The sequence below is a fragment of the Microbacterium sp. XT11 genome (genome assembly GCF_001513675.1).
Lineage (GTDB): Bacteria > Actinomycetota > Actinomycetes > Actinomycetales > Microbacteriaceae > Microbacterium.
Window position 1 is genome coordinate 2,021,596 of sequence record NZ_CP013859.1, and the last position, 12,193, is coordinate 2,033,788.

A 12,193-nucleotide genomic window follows, 5' to 3' on the forward strand; every position below is an offset into this window, starting at 1 on the left:
TAGGTTGGTGTCCTAACAAACCCGATGTGGGGTTTGCCCGGGTCTCGCAGAGACCCGGCTCCATCCGGAGATCCCTCCTGCAGTGCAGCACCGAGAGGAACGACCAATGATCCGCAATGGAAGGCGCAAGATCGCGCTCACCGCCGCGGCGGGGGCATCCGTCCTCGCCCTGGGCCTCACCGCCTGTGCGGGCGGCGGAGCCGGAGACGCAGACGGCGACGGCGACCGCGCGCTCCGCGTCTGGGCGGGAAGCCAGACGCCCATCACGCCCAACTACAACCCGTTCGCGCCCACCGTCCTGCATGGCGCGCTCGGACCCATCTACGAGCCGCTGTTCTTCTTCAACAAGACGTCGGACTCCGAGCCCGTCGGCCTCCTCGGCGACTCGTACGAGTACAACGACGACGGCACGGTCATCACCGTGACGCTCAAGCCCGACCTGAAGTGGAGCGACGGCGAACCGCTGACCGCCGACGACGTGGCCTTCACCTTCTCCTACGAGGCGAACAACCCCGAGGGGCAGGGGCTCGTCTCCGCCGAGGCCACCGACGACACGACCGTCGTGCTCACCTACTCGACGCCGCAGTACACGACGGAGTTCCAGCGCCTCGGGTCGACCTACATCCTGCCGGAGCACATCTGGGCAGAGATCACCGACTACGCGAACTTCGCCAACGAGGAGCCCGTCGGATCGGGCCCGTACGTCGTGTCGAAGACCACCAGCGAGTCGTACACCCTCGTCGCGAACGAGAACTACCGCGACGCCGACGACCTCGGGGTCAAGAAGGTCCAGTACATCGCGGTGGACAACAACCAGACCGCGCAGGATCTGCTGGCGGCGGGTGAGCTCGACTGGGCGGGCATGTTCATCCCCAACCCCGATGACGTGACCTCGAACGGCAAGATCGACTGGATCAACACGCCGCAGGACCCGACGGTCCTCTACACGTGCTCGAACGCCGCGCTGGGCTGCACGGGTCCGCAGACCGACGTCGCGGTCCGTCAGGCGCTGAACGCCGCGATCGACCGCTCGACCATCAAGGAGAAGGCGTTCGTCGGCCTCACGGGAGACATCTCTCCGACGTTCGCCCTGCTGCCGCGCGACGAGAAGTGGGTCGCCGACCCCGCCAACGAGGTGAGCCCGCAGACGGCGGATGCCGCCGAGGCCGGCGCGATCCTCGAGGCCGCCGGGTACACGAAGGGCAGCGACGGCTTCTACGGCAAGGGCGGAACCCCGATCGAGCTGAGCCTCATCTCGGTGGACGGCTGGACCGACTACAACGACGCAGCCAAGCTCATCGCCGAGGAGGCGGCGGCCGCAGGCATCAAGGTCACTCCGACCACGGTGCAGTGGCAGGAGTTCTCCGACGCCCGGCAGGGCGGGCAGTTCCAGCTCATCGTCGGGGGCGTCGTCGGCACCTCGGTCGCCGATCCGTTCCAGATCTACAAGGACTGGTTCGGCGGCACCCAGGTGCAGTCGACCAGCCCGGTCGGCACCGAGATCCCCGCGGGCCGGTGGAACTTCAGCCGCTACGACAACCCCGTCGTCGACCAGGCCGTGCTCGCGGCATCCGCGACGAACGACGAGGCGACCAAGAAGGAGCTGTACAGCACGATCCAGACGGAGATCGTCCGCGATCTGCCCTACATCCCGATCGTGATCAACGCGACCCAGACCTTCTACAACGCGAAGGACTACACGGGGTGGCCGACCGAGGACGACCTCTACGCCTTCCCGCCGTCGTGGGGCGCGATCGCCGCGGGGTACATCCTCACGCAGCTGGAGCCGGCGAAGTAGGCCGCATCGGAAAGGGGAAGCAGGAGAGCCAAGGACCGGTGACATGAAGTTCTATGCACGACGGATCGGGTTCTACGCGTTCACGCTGTGGGCCGCGATCTCCCTCAACTTCCTGCTTCCCCGGCTGATGCCGGGGAACCCGGCGGACATCATGATCGCCAAGATGCAGCGGGCGGGCGGCGAGGTCTCCGAGACCACCATCCGCAACATCAAGCTGCTCCTCGGCGGCGACGATTCCTCGCTGTGGGAGCAGTACCTCGCCTACTGGGGGCGCATGTTCCAGGGCGACCTCGGCGTCTCGGTCACGAAGTTCCCGACCCCCGTATCCGAACTCATCGGGCAGGCGCTGCCATGGACGCTGATCCTCGTCGGCACCGCCACCGTCATCTCCTTCCTTCTCGGCGTCGTGCTCGGGGCGTGGGCCGGCTGGAAGCGGGGGACGTGGGTCGACCACCTGATCCCGGCGACGACGGTGCTGCAGTCCATCCCGTACTTCTGGATGGCGCTGCTCCTCGTCGCGGTGTTCGCGGTCGGGCTCGGCTGGTTCCCCATCTTCGGCGGGTACGACGTCTTCGACTTCCCCGACGGCCCCGAGCCGACGTGGGCCTTCTTCTCGAATGCGCTCTCGCACGCGATCCTGCCGGCGTCGACCATCGTGATCTCCTCGGTGGGCGGCTGGATGTTCGGCATGCGCAACATGATGGTGTCGACGCTCGCGGAGGACTACGTCCTCACGGCGGAGGCGAAGGGGCTCCGCCCGCGGCGCATCCTCACCACCTATGCCGCGCGCAACGCCGCGATCCCGTCGATCGCCGGGTTCTCGATCACGCTCGGATTCGTCGTCGCCGGCTCGATCGTGATGGAGCAGGTCTTCACCTACCCGGGGATCGGGAAGCTCATGTTCCAGGCCGTCACGAACAACGATTACGCGCTGATGCAGGGGCTGTTCCTCGTGATCACCATCACGGTGCTCGCCGCCAACTTCTTCATGGACCTCGTCTACGGCCTCATCGACCCGAGGGCTCGCCAGAATGTCTGACTTCGACAACACCACGCTGGTCGCCGACGAACGGCCGACCACCTCGCGCGCGACCACGATCGCATTGGCCACGGCGCCGCGGTCGACGCGTCGCCGGATCCTCCCGAGCACCTCGCCGAAGTTCATCGTCGGCGCGGTCATCGTGCTGGCGATCGTGCTCTTTGCGATCATCGCACCGCTCTTCTCGCAGAACCCGCGCAGCACCGACAACGCGGCCCTGCAGCCGCCGTCCGCCGAGCACTGGCTCGGCACCACCAAGCTGGGCAACGACATGTTCGCGCAGCTCGCGATCGGGGCGCAGGGTTCGCTCCTCGTCGGTGTCACGGCCGGCGGCATCGCCATCGTGCTGTCGCTCGTGTTCGGAGTGCTGGCGGGGTACCTCGGCGGCTGGCGGGAGGACGGCCTCGCCCTGCTGACCAACGTGATGATCGTCATCCCCGGTCTCCCGCTGGTCATGGTGATCGCGTCGTTCGTCCCCGACCGCAGCTGGCAGCTCGTGGCGTTCGTGCTCGGCATCACGTCCTGGGCGGGTGCCGCGTACGTCCTCCGGCTCCAGACCCGCTCGTTGCGGACGCGGGACTACGTGTCGGCGTCGAAGGTCGCCGGGGAGCGGTCGCTCCGGGTGATCCTCGTGGAGATCATGCCCAATCTCCTGCCGCTGTTGACCGCCCAGTTCCTCTTCGCGATCATCTTCGCGATCCTCGGCGAAGCGGGCCTGTCCTATCTCGGGCTCGGACCGAACTCGTCGATCACCTGGGGCTCCATCCTCAACGACGCGCAGTCGGGGCAGGCGCTCGGGCGTGGCGCGTGGTGGTGGTTCGTGCCGCCGGGGCTCATGATCGCCCTGCTCGGCGCAGGTCTTGCGCTGATCAACTTCGCCATCGACGAGATCATCAACCCGAAGCTGCGCACTGCGCCGGCCGCGGCCCGGCGGGTGCGGAAGGCAGCCAAGATCAAGGGGGTCGCGGCATGACCGAGGCGGTTCTGACGGCACGGGACGTGTCGATCGAGTACGAGGTGGATCCACCCGTCAAAGCCGTGCGTGACGTCTCGCTCGCGCTCCACCGCGGTGAGATCCTCGGGCTCGCGGGGGAGTCGGGATGCGGCAAGACCACTCTCGCGTACGGGCTGAACCGGCTGCTGAAGGCGCCCGCGTTGATGACGTCGGGACACATCACGTTCCACGACCGGTCCGGCACGGATATCGACGTGGTCGGCCTCGACGGGGAGGGGCTCCGCGCGTTCCGCTGGGACAAGATCTCGATGGTGTTCCAAGGCGCCATGAACTCGCTGAACCCGGTGATCTCGGTGCGGGCGCAGATCTTCGACATCTTCGACACGCATCGCCCGGGCATGTCGAGGCGCGAGAAGCAGGCGCGAGCCGAGGAGCTGCTGACGCTGGTGGGCGTCGACCCGGCACGGCTGACGTCGTTCCCGCACGAGCTGTCCGGCGGCATGCGGCAGCGGATGATGATCGCGATGGCTCTGGCGCTGGACCCGCAGGTGATGATCATGGATGAGCCGACGACGGCATTGGATGTGGTGGTGCAGCGGGGGATCATCCGGGAGATCATGCGGCTGCGGGAGCGGCTGGGGTTCGCGGTGATCTTCATCACCCACGACCTGCCGATGCTGATCGAGATCAGCGATCGGATCGCGGTGATGCTGCAGGGGCAGATCGTCGAGGAAGGCACGGCGGAGCAGATCTACCGGGCTCCTCGGCACGAGTACACGAAGCGGTTGCTGTCGAGCTTCCCGTCGCTGAAGGGCGAACGCGGCGACTTCGTCCGCACCGGGATCCAGGAGGGAGCGCGATGAGCACGGATGTCGTCGCATCGAGACGCGAATCGCTCGAGGCGCGCAACCTGGTGAAGGACTTCCCGCTCCGCTCGGGACTCCGCACGAGCGTCCTGCATGCCGTGAAGGACGTGTCGTTCACCGTGGAGGCGGGGAAGACCGTCGCCCTCGTCGGAGAATCGGGGTCGGGCAAGTCGACGATCGCGCGGATGCTCATGAAGCTGGAGACCCCGACCTCGGGGCAGATCCTGCTCGACGGGGAACCCGCCGGGACGAGGGGGCGGCCGCTGGCACGCTACCGGCGGGACGTGCAGATGGTGTTCCAGGATCCCTTCGCGTCATTGAACCCGTTCCACACCATCGCGCATCATCTGGAGCGCCCGATCCGGATCCACCATCCTGAGCTGTCGCGCGACCAGGTCCGGTCACGGGCGCTCGAGCTCCTCGAGCGGGTGCGGCTGTCGCCGGCCGCGTCGTTCGCGGAGCGGCGTCCGCATGAGCTTTCGGGCGGGCAGCGGCAGCGCGTCGCGATCGCGCGGGCGCTGGCTCCTGGCGCGCGGTTCATCGTCGCCGACGAACCGGTCTCGATGCTCGACGTGTCGATCCGGCTCGGGGTGCTGAACCTGCTCGCCGACCTGCAGCGGGAGGAGAACCTCGGCGTGCTCTACATCACGCACGACCTCGCCACCGCCCGGCACTTCTCCGACGAGATCATGGTGCTGTACAAGGGCGACGTCGTGGAGCGAGGCCCCGCCGACCAGGTCATCCTCCACCCACGGCACGACTACACGAAGACGCTCCTCGCCGCGGCCCCCGACCCCGACGAGCACGGCCGCCTCCGCGACGAGGTCCGCGCCGAGCTCGCCCGCTGACCCACTCACCCCCCCCGACTCACCTCGCTCCGGTATCAGTTGTGGTCGGAAATCGGGCCTGAAACCGACCACAACTGATACCGGAGGGGAGCGGGGGCTAGACTGAAGCCACAACAGAAGACAGGCCGCACGACGCGTGCGGGAGAGCCCGGTGCACGTAGCCGGGCACCGAAGGAGCAAGCCTCCCCGCCAATCTCTCAGGTACCCCCACCGCTCGCGTCCGGCCGCTCTGGAAAGAGATGCATCAGCATCCGCCGACGGTGAAAGCCCCGCGAGGGGCGAAGCTCTCAGGCCCATGACAGAGGGGGAGTTCCGAGGAACGGCGACGCCGCTGTTCCACCCGTTCCAGCCCGGGAGAACTCCATGTCCGACCCCCGCCATACCCCGCTGCGTGAGCGCCATGAAGCGCTCGGCGCCTCGTTCACCGACTTCGGCGGCTGGCAGATGCCGGTGCGCTACACGTCCGACCTCGCCGAGCACCACGCCGTGCGCCAGGCGGCCGGCATCTTCGACATCTCGCACATGGCCGAGTTCACCGTCCGCGGCGCGGGAGCGGCCGACTACCTCGACTACGCACTCGCCGGGCGGCTCTCGGCGCTCGCGGTGGGCAAGGCGAAGTACTCGCTGCTGCTCGCCGAGTCCGGCGGGATCGTGGATGACGTCATCGTCTACCGGTTGCAGGACGACGACTTCCTCATCATCTCCAACGCGGGCAACCGGGGTGCCGTGCGCGCGGCCCTCGTGCAGAGGGCGGACGGGTTCGAGGTCGACGTCGCCGACGTCTCCGACGACTACGCGCTGATCGCCGTGCAGGGCCCGAAGGCCGAGAGCGTCGTCTCGACGACCCCGGGCATCGACGAGGTCAGCATCCCGTGGGCCGAGCAGAAGTACTACGCGTGGGCGTCCGCGTCGTTCGCAGGGAAGCCGCTCCTGCTCGCCCGCACCGGCTACACGGGCGAAGACGGGTTCGAGCTCCTGGTCTCAGCGGCCGACGCCGCCGCCCTGTGGGACGCCCTCCTCGCCGCCGGTGAGCCGCACGGTCTGGTGCCTGCGGGACTCGCGGCCCGCGACACGCTCCGTCTGGAGGCGGGGATGCCGCTGTACGGCCACGAGCTCACCCTCGACACGAAGCCGGCGCAGGCCGGTCTCGGGCGCGTGGTCGTGACCGCCAAGGAGCGATTCGTCGGCAAGGACGCCGTGGAGCCGGCATCCGACGCCCCGGTGCTCGTCGGCCTCGTCGCCGGAGGGCGGCGCGCGGGTCGAGCGGGCTACGCCGTCGTCGCCGAAGACGGGACGCCGCTCGGCGAGATCACCAGCGGCGCCCTCAGCCCGACCCTCGGCCACCCGATCGCGATGGCCTACGTGACCCCGTCTTCCGCGGACGAGGGAACCGCAGTATTCCTTGATGTGCGGGGGACGAGGATCCCCGCGACCGTGACCGCCCTGCCTTTCTACCGGAGGACCAGATGACCGACCTCAACGCCCTCAAGTACACCGACGAGCACGAGTGGATCGCCGGCGACGGCGACACCGTGACGGTCGGCATCACCGACTACGCCGCCGAGAAGCTCGGCGATGTCGTGTTCGTCGAGCTGCCGGCCGTCGGCACCGAGATCTCGGCGGGCACCGTCGTCGGCGAGATCGAGTCGACGAAGTCGGTCGGCGAGCTCTACGCACCCGTCTCCGGCACGGTCGTCGAGATCAACGACGCGGTCGTCGACGACCCCTCGCTCGTGAACGCCGAGCCGTTCGACGGCGGCTGGCTCATCAAGGTCTCCGTCGCCGCCGGCGCGCTCGACGGACTGCTCGACCGCGACGCCTACGTCGCTCTGACGGAGGGCTGATCGACTCGTGGCCTCTTTCGCCGATCGCCATATCGGAACCACGGCCGAGGCGCAGCGCATCATGCTCGATGCGCTGGGCGTGTCGTCCGGGCTCGAGGACTGGGAGCCTGCCGAAGCGCTGATGCGCCAGGCCGTTCCGGCCTCCATCTACACCGCGGCATCCGAGGACTCGGTGATCCCGCGCGCCGCGACCGAGACCGAGGCGCTGGCGGAGCTGCGCGCCCTGGCCTCCCGCAACACGGTGAACCGGCCGATGATCGGCCTCGGCTACTACGGCACGATCACTCCGCAGGTGATCCAGCGCAACGTGCTGGAGAACCCGTCGTGGTACACCGCATACACGCCGTACCAGCCGGAGATCTCGCAGGGACGCCTCGAGGCCCTCATCAACTTCCAGACCATGGTCGCCGACCTCACCGGGCTCAGCACCGCGAACGCGTCGATGCTCGACGAGTCCACCGCGGTCGTCGAGGGGATGCTGCTCGCACGGCGCGCGTCGAAGTCGACCTCTCCGGTCTTCGCGGTCGACGCGGACACGCTCCCGCAGACGAAGGCGCTGCTGGAGCACCGCGCAGCAGCCGTCGGCATCCGGCTCGTCGAGGTCGACCTCGCCGGCGGAGAGGAGCTCCCTGCCGAGCTCTTCGGCGTGTTCGTGCAGTATCCGGGCGCCTCGGGGCGTGTCTGGGATCCGACGGCCGTCATCGACGCCGCGCACGCCGCGGGAGGCCTCGCTGTGGTCGCGGCCGACCTCCTCGCGCTCACGCTCATCTCCTCGCCGGGCGCGCTCGGCGCCGACGTCGCCGTGGGCACGACGCAGCGCTTCGGCGTGCCGATGGGCTTCGGCGGTCCGCACGCCGGGTACATGGCCGTGCGCTCTGGGCTCGAGCGTCAGCTTCCCGGTCGCCTCGTCGGCGTGTCGGTGGATGCCGACGGCAAGCCCGCCTACCGCCTGTCGCTGCAGACCCGTGAGCAGCACATCCGCCGCGAGAAGGCGACCTCGAACATCTGCACCGCTCAGGTGCTGCTGGCAGTGATGGCCTCGATGTACGCGGTGTACCACGGCCCAGACGGACTGCGCGCCATCGCCGCCGAGACCGCGGCCAAGGCCGCGATGCTCCGCGACTGGCTCGTCGACGCCGGTGTCGAGGTCGTCCACGACTCCTTCTTCGACACGCTGCGCGTGCGGGTGCCGGGTCGTGCGGCCGAGTTCGCCGCGCAGGCGCATGACGGATACGGCATCCTGCTGCACGTGGCGGATGCCGACACCATCGGCATCTCGGTCGACGAGACCACCACTGTGAGCGAACTGCATCAGGTCGCGATGGTCTTCGGCGGCAAGCAGGAGCGCGTGTTCGGCTTCTTCGGCAGCGGGTCGCAGGGCGCGCTGCCCGACGGCCTGCTCCGCGCGCAGGACTACCTCACGCACCCGGTCTTCCATGCACACCGCAGCGAGACCGCCATGATGCGGTATCTGAAGACGCTTGCCGACCGTGACTACGCGCTCGACCGCGGCATGATCCCGCTCGGCTCGTGCACCATGAAGCTGAACGCCGCGACCGAGATGGCGGCGATCACGTGGCCGGAGTTCGCCGGCATCCACCCCTTCGCGCCCGCCTCCGACGTGCAGGGCTATCTCGAGCTCATCACGCAGCTCGAGGGCTGGCTGGCCGAGGTGACCGGCTACGACGCGGTGTCGCTGCAGCCCAACGCCGGTTCGCAGGGCGAGCTGGCAGGCCTCCTCGCCATCCGCGGCTACCACCACGCCAACGGCGACACGAACCGCACGGTGTGCCTCATCCCGTCGTCGGCGCACGGCACGAACGCGGCCTCGGCCGCGCTGGCGGGCATGAAGGTCGTCGTGGTCGCGACCGACGAGCTGGGCAACGTCGACCTCGCCGACCTGCGCGCCAAGATCGCGCAGCACGCGGACGAGCTCGCCGCGCTCATGATCACGTACCCCTCCACGCACGGCGTGTACGAGCACGACGTCGTGGAGATCACCGCCGCCGTGCACGAGGCCGGGGGGCAGGTGTACGTCGACGGCGCCAACCTCAACGCGCTGCTCGGCTACGCACGCTTCGGAGACCTCGGCGGCGACGTCTCGCACCTCAACCTGCACAAGACGTTCGCGATCCCGCACGGCGGCGGCGGCCCCGGTGTCGGACCGGTCGCGGCCAAGGCGCACCTCGCGCCGTTCCTCCCTTCGCACCCCCTCGCCCAGCGTGCCGAGCACGCCGGCGGGTACGTGTTCGACGGCGGCCCGATCTCGGGTGCACCGTACGGCTCCGCCGGCGTGCTGCCGATCTCGTGGGCGTACGTGCGGATGATGGGGGCCGATGGGCTGCGTCGGGCGACGGCATCCGCCGTCCTGTCGGCGAACTACATCGCCGCCCGCCTGGGCGAGCACTACCCGGTGCTCTACACCGGTGAGAACGGCCGTGTCGCGCATGAGTGCATCCTCGACCTGCGTCCGCTCAAGGAGGCCACCGGCGTCACGGTCGACGACGTCGCCAAGCGACTCATCGACTACGGCTTCCACGCGCCGACCATGTCGTTCCCGGTCGCGGGCACGCTGATGGTCGAGCCGACGGAATCGGAGGACATCGGCGAGATCGAGCGGTTCATCGAGGCGATGATCATGATCAAGGCCGAAGCGGATGCCGTCGCAGCAGGCCGCTGGAGCGCCGACGACAACCCCCTCGTGAACGCGCCGCACACCGCGGTCTCGCTCATCGCGGGGGAGTGGTCGCACCCGTACACGCGCGAGGAGGCCGCGTACCCCGTGCACTCTCTCGTGGCCGGCAAGTACTGGCCGCCGGTGCGTCGCATCGACCAGGCGTACGGCGATCGAAACCTCGTGTGCGCGTGCCCGCCGGTCGAGGCGTTCGCCTGAGCGGCTTCGCGACGAATCGTCGGCGCCGTGCCCCTCGAGGGCGCGGCGCCGACGTCTTTCTGTCGCCCCGAGTCGTCATGTGTCGCGCATGTGTCCAGATGGTCGCAACTCAGTAACGGTTCATTCACGGAGTGCGGCTTATCCGCCGGCGGCGGGTTACGCTCAACTATCCCTGCGCGCCCGACGACGCGCGCGCAGTCCGATGAATCGTCCACAGGAGGACAACAGTGAAGCGCAACAAGATCGCCCTGGCGGGCGCGGCGCTGCTGGCTGTCGGTGCGCTGGCCCTCGCGGGCTGCGCCGGCGGTGGCGGCGGCAACAACTCCGGCGGCGCAGGCGAGGGCGGCAAGACCGACCCGGATGCCATCATCACGACCAACGGCTCCGAGCCGGAGAACCCGCTGATCCCGACCAACACCAACGAGGTCGGCGGCGGCAAGATCCTGGACGAGATCTTCGCCGGTCTCATCTACTACGACGCCGATGGCAAGCCGGTCAACGACATGGCCGAGAAGATCACCACGGAAGACCCGCAGCACCTCACGGTGGAGCTCAAGGAGGGCCAGAAGTTCACCAACGGTGAAGAGGTCACCGCCGACAACTTCATCAAGGCGTGGAACGAGGGAGCCAAGGCCTCGAACAAGCACCTCTCGAGCTACTTCTTCGAGGACATCGAGGGCTTCAGCTGGGACGAGGACAGCGAGCTGACCGGTCTGCAGCAGGTCGACGACTACACCTTCACGATCGCCCTCAACAAGCCCGCGTCGGACTTCGCGCTGCGCCTCGGCTACTCGGCGTTCTACCCGCTCCCCGACGTCGCGTTCGAGGACATGGCGGCATTCGGTGAGAACCCGATCGGCAACGGCCCCTACAAGCTCGACGGCGACGGCGCGTGGCAGCACGACGTCAAGATCGACCTCGTGCGCAACGACGACTACCAGGGTGGCCGCAAGGCCGCCAACGGCGGTCTGACGATCAACTTCTACGCGACGCAGGAGGCCGCCTACGCCGACTTGCAGAGCAACAAGGTCGACGTCATCGACGCCATCCCGGCGATCTCGCTGCCGACGTTCCAGGACGACCTGGGCGACCGTGCCGTGAACCAGCCGTCTGCGGTGTTCCAGTCGTTCACCATCGGCCAGTTCCTGCCGCACTTCTCGGGCGAGGAGGGCATCCTGCGCCGCCAGGCCATCTCGATGTCCATCGACCGTGACCAGATCACCGAGAAGATCTTCTCGGGCACCCGCACCCCGGCCAAGGACTTCACGTCACCGGTCATCGCCGGATGGTCCGACTCGGTCCCCGGCAACGAGGTCCTCGAGTACAACCCGGAGAAGGCGAAGGAGCTGTGGGCCGAGGCCGACAAGATCTCGCCGTGGGACGGCGAGTTCCAGATCGCGTACAACTCGGATGGCGGACACCAGGAGTGGGTCGACGCCGTCACGAACCAGATCAAGAACACGCTCGGCATCGAGGCGTCCGGCGCCCCGTACCCGACGTTCGCCGTGATCCGCGAGCAGGTCAACAACCGCACGATCAAGACCGCTGCGCGCTCCGGCTGGCAGGCGGACTACCCGGGTCTGTACAACTTCCTCGGGCCGCTCTACGCCACCAACGCCGGCTCCAACGACGGCGACTACTCCAACCCGAAGTTCGACGAGCTGCTCGCGGCCGGCATCAGCAACCCTGACGCCGACGCGCAGATCGAGGACTTCACGAAGGCGCAGGAGATCCTCTTCAACGATCTCCCGGCCATCCCGCTGTGGTACTCCAACGTGACCGGTGGGTACAGCGAGAACGTCGACAACGTCACGTTCGGCTGGAACTCCGTGCCGCTGTACTACCAGATCACGAAGGCTGCCGAGTAAGTCAGACGGAACACAGAACCTGCGGGGCGGTGACGAACCACGTCACCGCCTCGCGGGCTGTTCTCGTCTACCCTGCTCGCTT

General features: G+C 68.2%; 9 protein-coding genes and 2 riboswitches. All 9 genes read left to right on the plus strand.

All coding sequences use genetic code 11. The annotated features are described in order from the left end of the window. Positions 1-106: 106 nt before the first annotated feature. The 9 genes from AB663_RS09390 to AB663_RS09430 all read left to right on the plus strand — a co-directional run bounded on the left by AB663_RS09390 (position 107) and on the right by AB663_RS09430 (position 12,111). Positions 107-1,798, plus strand: coding sequence for an ABC transporter substrate-binding protein (locus AB663_RS09390; RefSeq protein WP_067198270.1), 1,692 nt, complete (start codon positions 107-109; stop codon positions 1,796-1,798). Positions 1,799-1,841: 43 nt separating this feature from the next. Beyond that, the gene (locus AB663_RS09395; protein WP_067198272.1) at positions 1,842-2,837 is read left to right on the plus strand and encodes an ABC transporter permease; all 996 of its coding nucleotides are present in this window, start codon (positions 1,842-1,844) and stop codon (positions 2,835-2,837) included. Continuing rightward, positions 2,830-3,810 (plus strand): ABC transporter permease, encoded by a 981-nt coding sequence (locus tag AB663_RS09400; RefSeq protein WP_067198274.1) that lies wholly within the window; start codon positions 2,830-2,832, stop codon positions 3,808-3,810. Before AB663_RS09395 ends, AB663_RS09400 begins: the two co-directional genes overlap by 8 nt. Further along, positions 3,807-4,655: an ABC transporter ATP-binding protein gene (locus tag AB663_RS09405; RefSeq protein WP_067198276.1), complete on the plus strand. Its 849-nt coding sequence runs from the start codon at positions 3,807-3,809 to the stop codon at positions 4,653-4,655. Before AB663_RS09400 ends, AB663_RS09405 begins: the two co-directional genes overlap by 4 nt. After that, a complete protein-coding gene (locus AB663_RS09410; RefSeq protein ID WP_067198279.1) occupies positions 4,652-5,506 on the plus strand; it encodes an ATP-binding cassette domain-containing protein in 855 nt (284 codons plus the stop codon). The genes AB663_RS09405 and AB663_RS09410 overlap by 4 nt, the downstream gene beginning before the upstream one ends. 129 nt (positions 5,507-5,635) lie before the next feature. Beyond that, a riboswitch (glycine riboswitch) is annotated at positions 5,636-5,729 on the plus strand. A gap of 1 nt (position 5,730) precedes the next feature. Continuing rightward, a riboswitch (glycine riboswitch) is annotated at positions 5,731-5,815 on the plus strand. A 54-nt stretch (positions 5,816-5,869) separates the two neighbouring features. Next, positions 5,870-6,976 (plus strand): glycine cleavage system aminomethyltransferase GcvT, encoded by a 1,107-nt coding sequence (gene gcvT, locus AB663_RS09415; RefSeq protein ID WP_067198281.1) that lies wholly within the window; start codon positions 5,870-5,872, stop codon positions 6,974-6,976. After that, positions 6,973-7,350 (plus strand): glycine cleavage system protein GcvH, encoded by a 378-nt coding sequence (gene gcvH, locus AB663_RS09420; RefSeq protein WP_067198284.1) that lies wholly within the window; start codon positions 6,973-6,975, stop codon positions 7,348-7,350. Before gcvT ends, gcvH begins: the two co-directional genes overlap by 4 nt. A gap of 61 nt (positions 7,351-7,411) precedes the next feature. Then, positions 7,412-10,243, plus strand: coding sequence for an aminomethyl-transferring glycine dehydrogenase (gcvP, locus tag AB663_RS09425; RefSeq protein ID WP_067202516.1), 2,832 nt, complete (start codon positions 7,412-7,414; stop codon positions 10,241-10,243). 227 nt (positions 10,244-10,470) lie between these two features. Then, positions 10,471-12,111, plus strand: coding sequence for a peptide ABC transporter substrate-binding protein (locus AB663_RS09430; protein ID WP_083511192.1), 1,641 nt, complete (start codon positions 10,471-10,473; stop codon positions 12,109-12,111). Positions 12,112-12,193 lie beyond the last annotated feature (82 nt).

Bases quoted from the DNA above. Each gene is read 5' to 3' on its own strand.
- AB663_RS09390 (WP_067198270.1), top strand. From the start codon at position 107: ATGATCCGCAATGGAAGGCGCAAGATCGCGCTCACCGCCGCGGCGGGG.
- AB663_RS09395 (WP_067198272.1), top strand. From the start codon at position 1,842: ATGAAGTTCTATGCACGACGGATCGGGTTCTACGCGTTCACGCTGTGG.
- AB663_RS09400 (WP_067198274.1), top strand. From the start codon at position 2,830: ATGTCTGACTTCGACAACACCACGCTGGTCGCCGACGAACGGCCGACC.
- AB663_RS09405 (WP_067198276.1), top strand. From the start codon at position 3,807: ATGACCGAGGCGGTTCTGACGGCACGGGACGTGTCGATCGAGTACGAG.
- AB663_RS09410 (WP_067198279.1), top strand. From the start codon at position 4,652: ATGAGCACGGATGTCGTCGCATCGAGACGCGAATCGCTCGAGGCGCGC.
- gcvT (WP_067198281.1), top strand. From the start codon at position 5,870: ATGTCCGACCCCCGCCATACCCCGCTGCGTGAGCGCCATGAAGCGCTC.
- gcvH (WP_067198284.1), top strand. From the start codon at position 6,973: ATGACCGACCTCAACGCCCTCAAGTACACCGACGAGCACGAGTGGATC.
- gcvP (WP_067202516.1), top strand. From the start codon at position 7,412: ATGCTCGATGCGCTGGGCGTGTCGTCCGGGCTCGAGGACTGGGAGCCT.